Origin of the sequence: Shewanella sp. 8A (assembly GCF_023475945.1) — a bacterium.
GTDB lineage: Bacteria > Pseudomonadota > Gammaproteobacteria > Enterobacterales > Shewanellaceae > Shewanella > Shewanella xiamenensis.
This window is the reverse complement of sequence record NZ_JAMDJP010000013.1, coordinates 78,684-93,937: the sequence shown is the minus strand read 5'-3', so window position 1 is coordinate 93,937 and position 15,254 is coordinate 78,684. Positions and strand designations below refer to the sequence as shown.

Sequence of the window (15,254 nt, the reverse complement as noted above, 5' to 3'; positions counted from 1 at the left end):
ATAACGAAGTGGCAATGTAGCTCAGCTGGTTAGAGCACAGCACTCATAATGCTGGGGTCGCAGGTTCAAGTCCCGCCATTGCTACCATTTCGTTATACTAGCTTTTGCTAGCATCGCTTCAGGATGTAAAATTGAAACTGTGCGGGAATGGTGAAATTGGTAGACACGCCAGATTTAGGTTCTGGTGCCGCAAGGTGTGAGAGTTCAAGTCTCTCTTCCCGTACCATTATTTTAAACATCTGCGTTAGCGGGTGATGAAACAAGTTTTAGTTGGGGTATCGCCAAGCGGTAAGGCACCGGGTTTTGATCCCGGCATACCTAGGTTCGAATCCTAGTACCCCAGCCATCATTTCATGTTTCTCAGTTTTTGGGGTATCGCCAAGCGGTAAGGCACCGGGTTTTGATCCCGGCATACCTAGGTTCGAATCCTAGTACCCCAGCCATGGCAATGTAGCTCAGCTGGTTAGAGCACAGCACTCATAATGCTGGGGTCGCAGGTTCAAGTCCCGCCATTGCTACCATATTTAAATCCACGTAAATCAATTGGTTTATCTGGTAAAAATCCAGAGATGCTTGTATGAGTGAATCTGGTACATTTTGATGCGGGAATGGTGAAATTGGTAGACACGCCAGATTTAGGTTCTGGTGCCGCGAGGTGTGAGAGTTCAAGTCTCTCTTCCCGTACCATCAAAATGCAACCTTTACGGTTAAAACAAGTTAATTGGGGTATCGCCAAGCGGTAAGGCACCGGGTTTTGATCCCGGCATACCTAGGTTCGAATCCTAGTACCCCAGCCATAGTTAAAAAGCCCGTCCTTTGACGGGCTTTTTGCTTTCTGTCGTTTGTATATGCTTGTCGATTCATCCTCTGGTTACTTCGCTATTTTTCAATCTTCTTCTCCATTGTTAGTGTGTTATGGCATTGCTGAGTGTTTTGGCGATATGAGAATGACTAATGGCTAAGATGCGCTTAATTGGCTTAGATAGGTGTTTATAGAGATAAAAAAGCCACAGTGTTCAATAAACACTGTGGCTAACACCGATAAAAGTGAAATGCGACTAAAAAGCTCGCCGAGCGTTGAGTAGTGGTTATTGTACGGGTTTTACTTCTTTAACTGCTGTGGGAGCTGCGACTTCGTTCACCGCTTTTTCAAGCACCGTTTCCTGTGTAGCTTTTACATCGCCTGTGGCAACCGCTTTTAGGGGCGCAGCTGCTGGGATTTGTTCTTGCAGTTTTTCCGTGCCAGCTTCTATGGCCTTTTGCTGCAGTTTTTGCGGATCCGTATAGTCAGCCAGTTCTTTTGGCCAGCTTGGAACGAGTTTCTCTGCTTGATTGGTAAACTGCTCAGAGATAATTTTTGGCGAGCCACCCGTTAATAACATCACTGCCATTTGGTTGGTTTCTGAATTCCATACAAATCCGGCTTTTTCGGCCATTTCAGGCACTGGAGTATAAGTCGACACCATATAAAATAAGGGGCCTTCCTGTTGAATTTTGTCGGCAGTTTTTAACAGAGATACTGTGGTCTCATAGTTATCACCGAGTAGCGACTTCATACGATCTTTAATGAGAGGCTGTTCGAATAGCCCGACATCATTAGGATTTAATCCTACGAGGGGTTTTAGCAGTGCCCACATCAGTTGGCCTTGAGGCGACATTAACAATAGTGGAGCAACACAGGCGTTTAGCATTAATGCGAGCCAAATAATGTTAAGGCAACGCATTTTTTTGAGCAGAGTTGTACCCAAGATGATATTTCCTTTGGAAGTACCAGCAAGTCGCCGGCGGCGGATTGTAGCCGATTGTGATTCTGTAAACGAGAGGGGGAAGAGGGTAAATTTTAAGTGTGATTTTAAGTCCAAATGTTGCTTTTTATCTATATGAATTAATTGTAATTCTCCAAATGTTGCAAAGTCTCTTTATTCGAGAGTTTGTCTCCCTTCAAGCTATATCAGCGCTGCTTTTATCTAACGCTACCGTATTGAGTATGTAAAGATTGTAAACTTGGTGCTTTTTGATAATAAATATCATTTACTATCAGTCAATTAATTTTATTTCATACAAGCACTAAGTTCTGCAGTGTTTTGGCGATTTTAGGCAGCAATCCCTGAAATACCTTTTTTGAGAGTCAGTCGTTGAAATTTAAAGTCAGTAAATCATCTCTTTCCTACGCACGCATTATCCATGTCTACGTCTCAATGGCGTTGCTTTTGTTAATGCTATTTTTCGCGGTTACGGGGATCACCTTGAATCACCCCAATTGGTTTTCGTCTGCGGATCAAGAGCCACTGCGCGAGCAGTTTGATATTCCCAGTTATTTAATTCCCGCTGCGTCGCAGGAGCCCGAGTGGCGTTTAGCTGCGGGGCATTGGCTTAAAAGTCAATGGGATATGGATATTACCACTGCCGATATCGATGAGGATGAAATCAGCCTAGTGAGTAAGGGGCCTGGTACCTATCGCACAGTCACCCTCGATCTGCTCGACGGCAAAGCCTATGTCGAGACCTTAGATTATGGCGTTGTCGCAGTGCTAAATGATCTGCACAAGGGCCGTAATACTGGAAGTGTCTGGGCTTGGGTACTCGATCTTTGTGCGCTGTTGATTATTTTGTTCTCACTCACGGGTGCTTATTTACTGTTACCTCAAACCAAGAGATTAAAAAAATCGTTGTTTTATATGGTGATCGTCAGCTCTGGCTGCGCACTTGTTTATGTTTATTTTGTTCCATAGGGAGAGCCGATTGATGATGCGTCATCTTATTCGCACCACCGCTATCGGTGCGTTGTTTGTGAGTTCTGCGGTATTGGCCGCACCGAAAATGACCGTGGATTTAACCTTGCCAGAAATTACCGAGGGCCAGTATCACAGACCCTATGTGGCTGTATGGGTTGAGGATGCCAAGGGCCAAACCGTTAAAACCATAAGCCTATGGGTATGGGATGAAGGCCATAAATGGCTCAAGGATATTCGTCGTTGGTGGCGTAAAGCCGGACGTGAGGATATGAGCTTTGTCGATGGTATCGCCTCAGCAACACGTCCTGCTGGCCACTACAAAATTGATTGGGACTTAAAAGATGATGCAGGTAAACCTCTTGTTCCTGCCTCCTACACGGTGTTTATCGAAGTGGTGCGTGAGCATGGTGGCCGTGATTTGGTCAGACAAAACTTTGATTTATCGGCGGGGGATTTTACCGCCCAATTACCCGCCACCACTGAAACTGGCGTTATTGATATTCGCTTAAGCGGCATGACTCGCTAAGCCTAGTATTTAACGAAAAGGATATGAAGATGAAATTACGTTTTGTTGCCTTAGTTAGCGCACTGTGCATCAGCCCATTTGCCAGCAGCCATGACCGCTGGATTCTACCTAGCCACTACAATGTGTCGGCAGAAAGTAATGAGGCAGTTTGGATTACTTCTGATGTTTCCGCTAGTAACCAAGTGTTTATGGTTGATAAGCCTGTTACGGCTAGCGATGTGAAAGTGTATTTACCCGATGGCAAGTCGAGTTCACCAAGTTCGAGCTACACTGGCGGCCGTAAATCAGTTTTTGATGTGCAGCTCTTACAAGACGGCACCTATAAGTTCGAGAAAGAAGTTACGCCTCGGTATTTTTCGGTTTACAAAGTCAAAGGAAAAGAAGAGGTAGTGCGTAGTCGTCTTGATAAAAAAGCGACCGCAGCTGTCATGCCAAAGGATGCCTATGATCTTAAAGGCTCATTAACCGTTGCTAGGGTTGAAACCTATGTGACTCGCAATAAACCAACCGATAAGGTACTGGCACCTAAAGGTGAATACTTAGAATTAGTACCTATCACGCATCCTGCTGATATTGTTGAGAATGAACCTGCAACACTGCAATTTGTTTATGATGGAAAGCCCGTTGAAGGCGTCAGCGTAGCCATTATGAAGGACGGTAGCCTATACCGTAACAAGCCAGAGGAAATTAGCTTAACCTCTGATAAAGAAGGTAAAGTGACGATGACGCTGCCAGCTGCCGGTCGTTATCTACTGCATGCCTCTATCGAGCGTCCAAGCCCAGATAAATCCCTTGCCGATAAGACGGTAAGCGAAATCTTTTTGACCTTCGAAGCAGGGCTTGAATAAGCTAAGACTTTATTACTAAAGTGATTAATGCCCACAAACTTAGTTTGTGGGCATTTTTGTTTTTAGCTCTTGCCGTAATTAAGATCGCACTATCATTCTTTACTACTAGCATCTGGGCGCTAGCTTCAGTAAGCTGCAAGGGTGCACAGTTCTTGATGCATCCCACGCGCATAACGATTAGAATAGCGCAATTCCACCCTGATTTTACTGTGTTGACCTTAGCGTCGGCACGGGTTGCTTTTGTTTAAAGGAGACGAAAGAAGTTATGACTAAGGTTCCTATGACAGTTGTCGGTGCAGAACAACTGCGTAAAGAGTTAGATATGCTCAAGTTTGAACGTCGCCCTAAAATCACTGAAGCGATTGCCTCAGCGAGAGAATTAGGCGATCTGAAGGAAAACGCTGAATACCACGCAGCCCGTGAAGAGCAAGGTATTTGTGAAGCGCGTATCCGTGATATTGAAGGCAAACTTTCTAACGCGCAGATCATCGATGTGACTAAGATGGTGAACAACGGTCGTATTATTTTTGGCGCGACTGTGACTATCTTAAATCTCGATACCGATGCTGAAGTTACCTACCGAATCGTAGGTGACGATGAAGCCAACATCAAAGAAAACCTGATTTCAGTCAACTCTCCGATCGCCCGAGGATTAGTGGGTAAAAATGAAGGGGATGAAGTGTCTATCACGACCCCCGGTGGTTTGACCGACTACGAAATTATTTCGGTGCAATATATCTAAGCCTTTATATCATCAGGTTATTTACCATTGAAAGCCGCTTTTAGCGGCTTTTTTATGTCTTTTTGATACTTAACACGCTGCGCAATAAGTCTCTTTGCAGTGCAAACTTAGCAAGATGGATAAAGTTTAATTTGCCTCTGAGTTGGCAGTTACTTAAGCTGCATGCTTGGAACTTTCTATGTTTTTAATAAAGCTATTCAAGAAAACGTTGTTTTTCCTGTAAACATTTTTCACGTAAATTGCCGCGTGCACTTTTTAGGATCTGAGTTTGATTAAGTTCTGGCGCCAAGGATTAATGTTACTCTGTGTGTCGATCATTTTGATCGCCCATACGAGTGGCTATGCGCCGCGCAGCTTAACTGCTCAGCATTTTGCGCCTAAAACAGTAGTGACAACTGTGCTGACTGCGGATACGCCGTCAATTGCAGCGCAAGAAAATACGACATCGCGCCATTCAACTGAACAATCGACTGCGAACGAGAGTAAAGCGGTTTGCATTGCTTCTGATAAGGTGCAAGCCTCCGATTGTTCCGAGCCTGAATTCGTTAGTCATTCTGACGATTTTAATTTTGCCCCGGTTAACTCCCAGCGTTTTATCAATCTTGTTCAGCATGATATGCGCGAAGTGAAGCCTGTTTACCTGTTGGCCTTTGAGTTCGAACCCGAGCCTGCGCCCGCATTAGGGGAAAATATTCGCCTCGATGCTCGCCCGGATTGGACCCTCTTAGCCGAATCTTCACCCGCGCGGATCTCCGGCTGGAAAGTCTCCAACCTCCAATATCGCTTTAGTCAGCAAGCAGCTTAACTCACCGCTCCCTGTAGCAAGTTAGCAAGGCTTATCCATAACGATACCGTTTGAGTTTGTCATCTGAACCATAGGTCGTTAAGGATGCCTTTGATTAACTTTGCATTTTGTCATTCGAAACCTGTACCCGATAACCTAACATCAAAGCCTGCGGTGTGTACGCCGAAGGTGCGACTGAATTGCATTGGATTAAATGCATTCGGTTTAGACGGATTTGAATCGGTTATCACCACTGAGTTTGCTGCGTTTAGCGTACTCTTTGTTGAATTCGTGTTTACAGGTTTCACCGTACATACAGTGATTGTTCGCTCATGTTTGAAGGCGTTAATACGCCACTGATTACTATCCGAGCGTGCAAAACTATGCGAGTGATATCTATGGATAAAATTCAGAGTAAAAAGCTGCTAAATCATTATTCAGCTTGGAAATACGTTGTGCTAATTGTCACGATTATTGTGATGTTATTTAGCGCTTTACCGACTTGGTATGGTGAAGACGCCGCCGTGCAGGTGGGCGCTAAAGCAGGGCTTAACTTAACCCCTATTGAACTGCGGGATAAATTAAAAGCGCAGGGCGTTGAGGTGAAGCGTATCGAAGTTAAGCATGCCCAACGTGGCAACGCCAATAGCTCAGAAGATGGGCAAACCCTTATTGTACTCAATGATGACAGCGAGCAAACCTTAGTGAAGACCTTAGTGTCATCCATGGTGAGTGAGCCGAAAGAACTCACGCTGGCATTGGTGAGTGCTGCGCCGAGTTGGCTGCAAAATATGGGTTTTGAACCGATTAAGCTCGGGCTTGATTTACGCGGCGGGGTGCAATTTTTGCTGGATGTGGATGTACAACCTGTCTACCAAGCCCAAGCAGATGCCCTAGTCGAATCCTTAAGACAATTTTTACGCGAACAACAAATCCGTGGCGCCAGTGTGCGTATTGACAACACGCGCGATGATGCCGGATTACAAATAGCTATTGCATTAACGGATGCTTCAGCATCAGACAATAACGCCCGTGCTGCCATACGTCAGTTTATCCAGCAAAGCTATCCAACATGGCAATTAACCAATGGGGATAATGGCTTAGTGGTAAAACTTGCTCAAGATGAGCAAATTAAGTTACGTAATTTAACGGTGCAGCAAAACCTACAAATCATGCGTAGCCGTATTGAAGAGTTAGGGATCACTGAGGCTCTAGTGCAGCGTCAGGGTGAACACCGTATCCGCATCGAGCTGCCTGGTGTGCAAGACCCCGCCGCCGCCAAAAACGTGATTGGTGCGACCGCAAGCTTGGCCTTTTTTGAGGTTAAAGAATCGGGTTCAGTGAACGCGCAGGTGCTGAAGGACAAATCTGGCAATCCCGTTTATGTGGCACGCACGCCCGTATTAGGTGGCGATCATATTGTCGATGCCCGTGCCAATATTGGTGAAATGGGCATGGCCGAAGTGAACATTCACCTCGACCGTATTGGCGGGCAGAAGATGTCGGAGTTCTCCCGCGCCAATATCGGTAAGCCGATGGCAACATCCTATAGCGAATATAGCCGGGATGAGCAGGGCAAAGCTAAGCAAACACAACAGATCATTAGCGTCGCGACCATTCAATCCCAACTAGGTGATCGTTTCCGTATTACTGGTGCAGGGACTTATCAAGAAGCGCAACAATTAGCGCTGTTGCTACGTGCAGGTTCAATGACGGCGCCTGTGACAATCGTTGAAGAACGCACGATTGGCCCAACACTTGGTGCTGAAAATATTGAAAACGGCTTTGCCGCACTCGGTCTTGGTATGGGAATTACCTTGCTGTTTATGGCGCTCTGGTATCGCCGCCTCGGTTGGGTGGCAAACGTGGCACTGATTTCTAATATGGTGATCCTGTTTGGCCTACTAGCGCTTATTCCTGGTGCAGTACTGACCTTACCAGGTATTGCAGGTCTAGTATTGACTGTCGGCATGGCGGTCGATACTAACGTGCTGATATTCGAACGGATAAAAGATAAGTTAAAGGAAGGACGAAGCTTTGCCCTTGCCATCGATACTGGTTTTGACAGTGCATTTTCAACCATTTTCGACGCCAACTTCACTACGATGATCACCGCAGTTGTGCTCTATTCCATCGGTAATGGTCCGATCCAAGGTTTTGCCTTGACCTTAGGCTTAGGTCTTCTGACCAGTATGTTTACCGGTATTTTTGCTTCAAGAGCCTTGATTAACCTTGTTTATGGGCGTGATGCGCGCCGTCATGTGAGGGTATAAAAATGAAGAATATTAATCTGACTAAATGGCGCTATATTTCGAGCGCTATCTCGATCTTTTTAATGCTGGCCTCACTTACTATCATCGGCGTGAAGGGTTTTAATTGGGGCTTAGATTTTACTGGCGGGGTGGTAACCGAAGTACAACTTGATAAAAGAATCACCACTAGCGAATTGCAGCCATTACTGAATGCGGCTTATCAGCAAGAAGTTACAGTGATATCTGCCAGTGAGCCTGGGCGCTGGGTATTGCGTTATGCCGACACTGCACAAAGCAATGTGGATATTGCGCAAACCTTAGCGCCACTGGGCGAAGTGCAAGTGCTAAATACCAGTATTGTCGGCCCGCAGGTGGGTAAAGAGCTGGCAGAGCAGGGGGGGCTCGCGTTATTAGTCGCTATGTTAGCTATCTTAGGCTATTTGAGTTACCGCTTTGAATGGCGCCTCGCCTCTGGTGCGTTATTTGCGTTAGTACACGACGTCATTTTTGTACTCGCGTTTTTTGCGCTGACACAGATGGAATTTAATCTAACCGTGCTCGCGGCGGTGCTGGCTATCCTTGGCTACTCACTGAATGACTCAATCATTATTGCCGATCGTATTCGTGAATTATTGATTGCAAAACCCAAACTTGCGATTCAGGAGATTAACAACCAAGCGATTGTCGCGACATTTTCGCGCACTATGGTGACCTCGGGGACCACTCTGATGACGGTTGGAGCACTATGGATAATGGGCGGTGGGCCGCTAGAAGGATTCTCGATAGCCATGTTTATCGGCATTTTAACCGGCACGTTCTCCTCGATCTCAGTCGGGACCTCCTTGCCAGAGTTTCTCGGCTTAGCCCCTGAGCACTATCAAGTTAAACCCATTAGTGATTCACCGTAGACGTTAAAACAAAACGGCCACTCATTTGAGTGGCCGTTTTGTTTAAGGCTGGAAAATTATTTCGCTCTTGGCAAAGCAATTTTCATTTCTGGTGATTGACGATAAATCACCAGAATATGACCAATAAGTTGCACTTTTGCAGATTGAGTTTCACGTACTATGGCATCAACGATGGCATTTTTTAGCTCTCTGTCGGCAGAGGCTACTTTCACTTTAATCAATTCATGATAAGCGAGTGCGCTTTCAATTTCAGCGAGTACACCTTCAGTCAATCCATTGGCACCAAGCAGCACCACTGGCTTTAAATTGTGCGCCAGGCCTTTTAAATGCTGTTTTTGTTTGGTTGTTAAGTTCATTTCTACCAACTTTTGCTGAGTTACTGTTGAAAAACCGCTATTCTACCCTTATATAGCCTTTGTGTAACTCTCAATTGTTGCGGATTTTAAATGTCAGGTAAAAAACGTACGGCCAGTTCCAATCGCTGGATGCTGGAACACTTTGATGATCATTATGTCAAACTAGCACAGAAACGGGGATTGCGTTCTCGCGCTGCGTTTAAGCTTGAAGAGCTTCAGCAAAAGGATCAATTGATCCGCCCAGGTATGACGGTTGTTGACTTAGGGGCCGCTCCAGGTGGTTGGTCACAGGTTGCTGTTAAGCTAGCTGGAGACAAAGGTAAAGTCATCGCCTGTGATATTTTACCTATGGATCCCATCGTCGGCGTGGATTTCTTGCAAGGGGACTTTCGTGAAGAGAAAGTGCTCGAAGCATTGCTAACTCGCGTCGGTGCGGATAAGGTTGACGTTGTATTGTCTGATATGGCGCCCAACATGAGTGGTTCAGATGGTGTCGATCAGCCGCGCGCCATGTATTTAGTCGAGTTGGCGTTAGATATGTGTCATCAAGTGTTGGCACCTAACGGCAGTTTTGCGGTCAAAGTCTTTCAGGGGGAGGGGTTTGACGAATATATGAAGGCGGTTAAAGAGGCATTCAAAGTCGTAAAAACACGTAAACCGGACTCGTCGCGGGCACGCTCCCGTGAGGTCTATCTTGTGGCGACAGGGTACAAGTTGTAGTACTCTAGCGTTAATCATCGCAAGACTTTATGAGGTCTAGTAATTTGAGTGACATGGCAAAAAATCTAATACTCTGGGTTGTCATCGCCGTTGTGCTGATGTCAGTGTTTCAGGGTTACTCCCCCTCTTCTTCGTCATCGCAGAAGATGGATTATTCTACTTTCCTAGACAATGTTCGTGATGGACAAGTCGCCAGCGTTGAAGTGAAAAGTGACCAACGTACTATCGAAGGTTCTAAGCGCACTGGCGAAAAATTCACGACCATCATGCCACTGTATGACCAAGATTTAATTAATGATCTTGACCGTAAAGGCATCACCATGAAAGGCCAAGAAGCCGAAGAATCGGGGTTCTTAACCCAGATCTTTATTTCTTGGTTCCCGATGTTGCTGCTGATTGGGGTATGGATTTTCTTTATGCGCCAGATGCAGGGCGGCGGTGGCAAAGGCGCTATGTCCTTTGGCAAGAGCAAAGCCAAGCTGATGAGCGAAGACCAAATCAAGACCACTTTTGCTGACGTTGCTGGCTGTGATGAAGCCAAAGAAGAAGTGAAAGAGCTGGTCGATTACCTGCGTGATCCAACCAAATTCCAAAAACTGGGTGGCCGTATTCCAACGGGCGTGCTCATGGTTGGCCCACCAGGTACAGGTAAAACCTTACTGGCTAAAGCGATTGCGGGTGAGTCAAAGGTACCTTTCTTTACCATTTCAGGTTCTGACTTCGTAGAAATGTTCGTCGGTGTCGGTGCATCTCGTGTGCGTGATATGTTCGAACAGGCGAAGAAATCAGCCCCTTGTATTATCTTCATCGACGAAATCGATGCCGTAGGTCGCCAACGTGGCGCAGGCTTAGGTGGTGGTCACGATGAGCGTGAGCAAACCCTTAACCAAATGCTGGTTGAGATGGACGGCTTCGAAGGTAACGAAGGGATTATCGTGATTGCGGCGACCAACCGCCCTGACGTATTGGACTCTGCGCTGCTGCGTCCAGGTCGTTTCGACCGTCAAGTGGTTGTAGGCTTGCCAGATGTTCGCGGTCGTGAGCAAATTCTTAAAGTGCATATGCGTAAAGTGCCACTTTCTGAAGATGTTAAAGCGAGCGTGATTGCCCGTGGTACGCCAGGTTTCTCCGGTGCCGATTTAGCCAACTTAGTTAACGAGGCTGCACTGTTTGCGGCGCGCGGTAACCGCCGTGTGGTCGGTATGGAAGAATTCGAGCGTGCAAAAGACAAGATCATGATGGGTGCTGAGCGCCGCTCTATGGTGATGTCGGAAGCCGAAAAAGAAATGACGGCATATCACGAAGCGGGCCACGCGATTGTGGGCTGTTTAGTGCCAGAGCATGACCCTGTGCACAAGGTCACCATTATTCCACGTGGTCGTGCACTCGGCGTGACCTTCTTCTTACCTGAGGCCGATGCGATTAGCCAAAGCCGTCGTAAGTTAGAAAGCCAGATTTCTGTTGCCTACGGTGGTCGTTTAGCCGAAGAGCTGATCTACGGTAGCGAAAAAGTGTCTACAGGTGCCTCGCAAGACATTAAATACGCGACATCGATTGCCCGTAACATGGTGACCCAATGGGGCTTCTCCGACAAGCTTGGTCCATTACTCTATGCCGAGGAAGAAGGTGAAGTGTTCTTAGGTCGTAGCATGGGTAAAGCCAAGGCGATGTCCGATGAGACTGCGACGCTTATCGATGCTGAAGTGAAGGCCTTTATCGACAAAAACTACGGCCGTGCCAAGCAAATTCTGCTGGATAACATCGATATTCTGCATTCGATGAAAGACGCGCTGATGAAGTATGAAACCATTGATTCACTGCAAATTGACGATTTGATGAACCGTCGTGAAGTGCGTCAGCCTGCTGATTGGCAAGCAGATGACAATGGTTCAAATGACAAAGGCAATGGCAAAGGTGAACCTGCGGTTAAAGTCGACGAAGTGGTTAAGTCAGCGCCTGTTGAGTCAGAGCTGAAAGATGCCGATGAGTCACCCGCTAAATAACGTTTGTTAATTGAAAGAGAACCCCGTTAAGGGGTTTTCTTGTTTTATCTTGCTAGAAAATTGACTGCGCTGTCATTCAATATAAATCAGTTACATGAGTGAACTGCGCAGAATACGGATGAAACGCGCTAGCAAGCTGTCCCAAATGGAGTCAATGCGTGTTTGAATTAATTGCTGGAACCAAACGCTTATCCTTAGCTTCGCCCGTAGTCATGGGCATTCTGAATGTTACTCCCGATTCTTTTTCCGACGGTGGAAAGTTTTCTTCTTTTGAACTGGCTTGCCAGCATGCCGATGAAATGGTTGCTCAAGGAGCGATCATCATCGATATCGGTGGCGAGTCGACAAGGCCTGGGGCGGCCGATGTGAGTGTTGATGATGAACTCGCACGGGTGGTCCCTTTGGTAGAATATGTCGCGAAACACCATGATGTGTGGATTTCGGTTGATACTAGTAAACCAGATGTGATGCGACAGGCGGTAAATGCTGGCGCGCACTTGATCAACGATGTTCGGGCGTTATTGGAGCCTGGGGCACTAGAGACTGCGGCGCAGTTGAATGTGCCCATTTGTTTGATGCACATGCAGGGCGCGCCGCGTACTATGCAATCGGCGCCCGAATATCAAGACGTTATTGCCGATGTCTTTAAATTTCTCAATGAGCGTATTCAAGCCTGTTTGGAGGCTGGGATCCCGCGGGAACGGTTGTTAATCGACCCAGGTTTTGGCTTTGGTAAAACCTTAGAACATAACTATGAACTGCTAGCAAAGTTAGAGCGTTTTGCGCAGTTCGAACTGCCAATATTGATAGGTTTATCCCGTAAGAGCATGATAGGAAACCTCCTTGCTAGGCCGACCTCTGAGCGCTTAGCTGGGAGCCTTGCTGGCGCCATGATAGCGGCCCAGAAAGGGGCACATATTATTCGTGTCCATGATGTCCCTGAAACTGTCGATATGCTGAAAGTGTTACAAGCGACACAGGCATATCTATAGAGGCTATTTTTGTTAAGTATTTCATTAATATTATGATCCCAATCGAAGGGACACATTGAAGTTTGTGGGGCGATATGAGCGAACGTAAATTTTTTGGAACCGATGGTATTCGTGGCAAGGTAGGTTCAGGCCAGATGACACCCGAGCTGGCATTAAAGTTGGGTTGGGCTGCTGGACGGGTGTTATCCCGTAGCGGCACCAAGAAAGTAATTATTGGTAAAGATACTCGTATCTCGGGGTATATGTTTGAATCTGCCTTAGAGGCTGGCCTTTCGGCAGCGGGTTTGAATGTGATGCTGATGGGGCCCATGCCAACGCCAGCGGTGGCTTATTTGACTCGTACTTTTCGCGCCGAAGCAGGTGTGGTAATTAGTGCTTCCCACAACCCTTACTATGATAACGGCATTAAGTTTTTCTCAACTGATGGCAGTAAGCTTGATGATAATCTTGAGCTTGAAATTGAAGCCGAATTAGAAAAGCCCTTAGAGTGTGTTGAATCACATCTGTTGGGTAAGGTGTCACGAATTGAAGATGCACGCGGCCGTTACATCGAATACTGCAAAGGTAATTTCCCTGCAGATCACACATTAACAGGGTTAAAAATTGTCGTCGATTGTGCCCATGGTGCTACTTATCACATCGCACCAGCGGTATTTCGCGAGTTAGGCGCTGAAGTCATTGCCATTGGTGATAAACCAAACGGAGTCAATATTAATGACAAAGTCGGCGCAACGTCCATGGCGAAGATTTGCGAAACTGTTTTGGCCGAAAGTGCCGATTTAGGGATTGCGCTCGATGGCGATGGTGACCGAATTATGATGGTCAACAGCCGCGGTGAAGTTATCGATGGCGATCAAATTCTTTATATCCTAGCCTGTGATGCCAAGGCCCGTGGTGTGTTACGCGGAGGTGTGGTGGGGACGTTAATGTCTAACCTTGGCCTTGATTTGGCACTTCAGGCGTTGGATATTCCCTTTGCTCGCTCTAAAGTGGGCGACCGTTATGTGATGGAGTTACTCAAAGAACTCGATTGGCGCATCGGTGGTGAAAACTCGGGGCATATTCTTAACCTCGACCATGGCACGACCGGTGATGGTATTGTTGCTGGTATTTTGGTGCTGGCGGCCATGCGTCGTCAAAACGCAACCTTAGAGCAGTTAACTGCGCCAATGGAAATGTTGCCACAGGTGTTGGTGAATGTGCGTTTTGAAGGTGAACACGATCCATTAAGCTCTGATAAAGTTAAAGCTGCTCAAGCTCTGGTTGAATCACAACTGGGCGCTCGAGGTCGCGTATTGCTACGCAAATCAGGTACTGAACCGTTAATTCGCGTGATGGTTGAAGGTGATGATCACAATGCTGTGTTAGCGCACGCTAATTTGATTGCAGATGCGGTAAAATCGGCGAGCTAATCAAACCAATCTTTAGTCGAGTGCAGCTGATACCGATTAAAAATGAAGGTGTTAGCTGCATTAATGAGCAGGAACAGGGTTTGGCGTGTAAAAAGTAAGCATTCCAACCTAATATCTGAAAAAATTCGAATTTAGCTATTGTAACTTAATAAGTGGTTCGCTATTATTCACGCCGCTTTCAGAGGAGACAGTGATGGCACTCAGACGTCCTATGGTAGCTGGCAATTGGAAGATGAACGGCAGTGCGGCACTAGCCCAAGAGTTGTTCAAGAAGTTTGCCTCAAAGCTCCAAAATGATTCAGCTGAAGTGGTTTTATGCCCGCCTTCTATCTATCTAGAAAGCGTCAGGCAACTGCTAGAAGCAAACAAGGAAGCGTTAGACGGTTCACTTGTTAGGATGGGCGCTCAAAATTTAAGTCAACATGACTTTGGCGCTTATACCGGAGAAGTTTCGGGTCAGATGCTTAAAGATTGCGGATGCCGATATGTGATTATCGGGCATTCAGAACGTCGCCGTATGTACGGAGAGACGAGTAATATCGTAGCGGAGAAATTTGCCGCTGCACAAAAGCACGGTTTAACCCCCATCTTATGTGTGGGTGAATCGGGTCCAGCACGTGAAGCAAGACGTACCTTTGAGGTGATTGCAGAAGAGCTGGACATAGTGATCCAGAAAAATGGCACTATGGCTTTTGATAACGCCATTATCGCTTACGAGCCATTATGGGCTGTAGGGACTGGTAAGAGTGCGACACCAGAGCAGGCACAAGAAGTACATGCGTTTATACGCAAGCGTCTCTCTGAAGTGTCTCCGTTTATCGGAGAAAATATCAGGATTTTGTACGGTGGCAGTGTGACACCGAGTAATGCAGCAGATTTATTTGCCCAACCTGATGTTGATGGTGGACTGATTGGCGGTGCCAGTTTAAACTCTACCGAGTTTTTAAGTCTGTGTACCATAGCGATGAGCGCATAA

Annotated in this window: 14 protein-coding genes and 7 tRNA genes; 19 read left to right on the top strand and 2 right to left on the bottom strand. The window is 46.6% G+C overall.

The features are described 5' to 3' along the window. Positions 1 to 10: 10 nt before the first annotated feature. The 7 genes from M0413_RS12105 to M0413_RS12075 all read left to right on the top strand — a co-directional run bounded on the left by M0413_RS12105 (position 11) and on the right by M0413_RS12075 (position 797). Positions 11 to 87: transfer RNA gene (locus M0413_RS12105), tRNA-Met, on the top strand. A gap of 54 nt (positions 88 to 141) precedes the next feature. Then, positions 142 to 226 (top strand) — tRNA-Leu (locus M0413_RS12100). A 45-nt stretch (positions 227 to 271) separates the two neighbouring features. Further along, a tRNA-Gln gene (locus M0413_RS12095) sits at positions 272 to 346 on the top strand. A gap of 22 nt (positions 347 to 368) precedes the next feature. After that, a tRNA-Gln gene (locus M0413_RS12090) sits at positions 369 to 443 on the top strand. Position 444: 1 nt separating this feature from the next. Continuing rightward, positions 445 to 521 (top strand) — tRNA-Met (locus M0413_RS12085). An 81-nt stretch (positions 522 to 602) separates the two neighbouring features. Then, a tRNA-Leu gene (locus M0413_RS12080) sits at positions 603 to 687 on the top strand. A 35-nt stretch (positions 688 to 722) separates the two neighbouring features. Further along, positions 723 to 797 (top strand) — tRNA-Gln (locus tag M0413_RS12075). A 291-nt stretch (positions 798 to 1,088) separates the two neighbouring features. On the opposite strand, the gene M0413_RS12070 is transcribed toward M0413_RS12075, so the two are convergent. Further along, positions 1,089 to 1,724 (bottom strand): hypothetical protein, encoded by a 636-nt coding sequence (locus M0413_RS12070; protein ID WP_047540206.1) that lies wholly within the window; start codon positions 1,722 to 1,724, stop codon positions 1,089 to 1,091. A 411-nt stretch (positions 1,725 to 2,135) separates the two neighbouring features. Between M0413_RS12070 and M0413_RS12065 the strand changes: the two genes are divergently transcribed. The 7 genes from M0413_RS12065 to secF all read left to right on the top strand — a co-directional run bounded on the left by M0413_RS12065 (position 2,136) and on the right by secF (position 8,795). Further along, the gene (locus tag M0413_RS12065) at positions 2,136 to 2,732 is read left to right on the top strand and encodes a PepSY-associated TM helix domain-containing protein (protein ID WP_249554369.1); all 597 of its coding nucleotides are present in this window, start codon (positions 2,136 to 2,138) and stop codon (positions 2,730 to 2,732) included. A 16-nt stretch (positions 2,733 to 2,748) separates the two neighbouring features. Beyond that, positions 2,749 to 3,261, top strand: coding sequence for a DUF2271 domain-containing protein (locus tag M0413_RS12060; RefSeq protein WP_037415282.1), 513 nt, complete (start codon positions 2,749 to 2,751; stop codon positions 3,259 to 3,261). A 29-nt stretch (positions 3,262 to 3,290) separates the two neighbouring features. Next, the gene (locus M0413_RS12055) at positions 3,291 to 4,109 is read left to right on the top strand and encodes a DUF4198 domain-containing protein (RefSeq protein ID WP_249554368.1); all 819 of its coding nucleotides are present in this window, start codon (positions 3,291 to 3,293) and stop codon (positions 4,107 to 4,109) included. Positions 4,110 to 4,374: 265 nt separating this feature from the next. Continuing rightward, entirely contained in the window at positions 4,375 to 4,851 is a 477-nt protein-coding gene (greA, locus tag M0413_RS12050) for a transcription elongation factor GreA (RefSeq protein WP_011071421.1), read from the top strand. A gap of 295 nt (positions 4,852 to 5,146) precedes the next feature. Continuing rightward, positions 5,147 to 5,656 carry a hypothetical protein gene (locus M0413_RS12045; RefSeq protein WP_037431841.1) on the top strand — a complete coding sequence of 170 codons (510 nt, stop codon included), beginning with the start codon at positions 5,147 to 5,149 and terminating at the stop codon, positions 5,654 to 5,656. A 377-nt stretch (positions 5,657 to 6,033) separates the two neighbouring features. Then, positions 6,034 to 7,908 (top strand): protein translocase subunit SecD, encoded by a 1,875-nt coding sequence (gene secD, locus M0413_RS12040; protein WP_249554367.1) that lies wholly within the window; start codon positions 6,034 to 6,036, stop codon positions 7,906 to 7,908. A gap of 2 nt (positions 7,909 to 7,910) precedes the next feature. Further along, positions 7,911 to 8,795: a protein translocase subunit SecF gene (gene secF, locus M0413_RS12035; RefSeq protein WP_249554366.1), complete on the top strand. Its 885-nt coding sequence runs from the start codon at positions 7,911 to 7,913 to the stop codon at positions 8,793 to 8,795. Between the two features lie 56 nt (positions 8,796 to 8,851). Here the strand turns inward: secF and yhbY are convergent, their stop codons facing one another. Continuing rightward, on the bottom strand, positions 8,852 to 9,151 hold the full coding sequence (gene yhbY / locus M0413_RS12030) for a ribosome assembly RNA-binding protein YhbY (RefSeq protein ID WP_011071425.1): 300 nt from the start codon (positions 9,149 to 9,151) through the stop codon (positions 8,852 to 8,854). 90 nt (positions 9,152 to 9,241) lie between these two features. On the opposite strand from yhbY, the gene rlmE reads away from it, so the two are divergent. From rlmE to tpiA, 5 genes are all read left to right on the top strand, one after another. After that, complete coding sequence (gene rlmE / locus M0413_RS12025) at positions 9,242 to 9,871, top strand: 23S rRNA (uridine(2552)-2'-O)-methyltransferase RlmE (protein WP_011625490.1); 630 nt, start codon at positions 9,242 to 9,244, stop codon at positions 9,869 to 9,871. Positions 9,872 to 9,900: 29 nt separating this feature from the next. Next, positions 9,901 to 11,874, top strand: a complete 1,974-nt coding sequence (ftsH, locus tag M0413_RS12020) for an ATP-dependent zinc metalloprotease FtsH (RefSeq protein ID WP_037429699.1) — start codon at positions 9,901 to 9,903, stop codon at positions 11,872 to 11,874. Between the two features lie 158 nt (positions 11,875 to 12,032). Continuing rightward, a complete protein-coding gene (folP, locus tag M0413_RS12015; RefSeq protein ID WP_249554365.1) occupies positions 12,033 to 12,866 on the top strand; it encodes a dihydropteroate synthase in 834 nt (277 codons plus the stop codon). A gap of 74 nt (positions 12,867 to 12,940) precedes the next feature. Next, on the top strand, positions 12,941 to 14,278 hold the full coding sequence (glmM, locus tag M0413_RS12010) for a phosphoglucosamine mutase (protein WP_055647286.1): 1,338 nt from the start codon (positions 12,941 to 12,943) through the stop codon (positions 14,276 to 14,278). 193 nt (positions 14,279 to 14,471) lie between these two features. Further along, positions 14,472 to 15,254 (top strand): triose-phosphate isomerase, encoded by a 783-nt coding sequence (gene tpiA / locus M0413_RS12005; RefSeq protein ID WP_011071430.1) that lies wholly within the window; start codon positions 14,472 to 14,474, stop codon positions 15,252 to 15,254.

What these genes read in the sequence shown, in the direction of transcription:
- M0413_RS12070 (WP_047540206.1), bottom strand. Translation starts at nt 1,724, where the DNA reads ATGCGTTGCCTTAACATTATTTGGCTCGCATTAATGCTAAACGCCTGT.
- M0413_RS12060 (WP_037415282.1), top strand. Translation starts at nt 2,749, where the DNA reads ATGCGTCATCTTATTCGCACCACCGCTATCGGTGCGTTGTTTGTGAGT.
- M0413_RS12055 (WP_249554368.1), top strand. Translation starts at nt 3,291, where the DNA reads ATGAAATTACGTTTTGTTGCCTTAGTTAGCGCACTGTGCATCAGCCCA.
- greA (WP_011071421.1), top strand. Translation starts at nt 4,375, where the DNA reads ATGACTAAGGTTCCTATGACAGTTGTCGGTGCAGAACAACTGCGTAAA.
- M0413_RS12045 (WP_037431841.1), top strand. Translation starts at nt 5,147, where the DNA reads ATGTTACTCTGTGTGTCGATCATTTTGATCGCCCATACGAGTGGCTAT.
- secD (WP_249554367.1), top strand. Translation starts at nt 6,034, where the DNA reads ATGGATAAAATTCAGAGTAAAAAGCTGCTAAATCATTATTCAGCTTGG.
- secF (WP_249554366.1), top strand. Translation starts at nt 7,911, where the DNA reads ATGAAGAATATTAATCTGACTAAATGGCGCTATATTTCGAGCGCTATC.
- yhbY (WP_011071425.1), bottom strand. Translation starts at nt 9,151, where the DNA reads ATGAACTTAACAACCAAACAAAAACAGCATTTAAAAGGCCTGGCGCAC.
- rlmE (WP_011625490.1), top strand. Translation starts at nt 9,242, where the DNA reads ATGTCAGGTAAAAAACGTACGGCCAGTTCCAATCGCTGGATGCTGGAA.
- ftsH (WP_037429699.1), top strand. Translation starts at nt 9,901, where the DNA reads ATGAGGTCTAGTAATTTGAGTGACATGGCAAAAAATCTAATACTCTGG.
- glmM (WP_055647286.1), top strand. Translation starts at nt 12,941, where the DNA reads ATGAGCGAACGTAAATTTTTTGGAACCGATGGTATTCGTGGCAAGGTA.
- tpiA (WP_011071430.1), top strand. Translation starts at nt 14,472, where the DNA reads ATGGCACTCAGACGTCCTATGGTAGCTGGCAATTGGAAGATGAACGGC.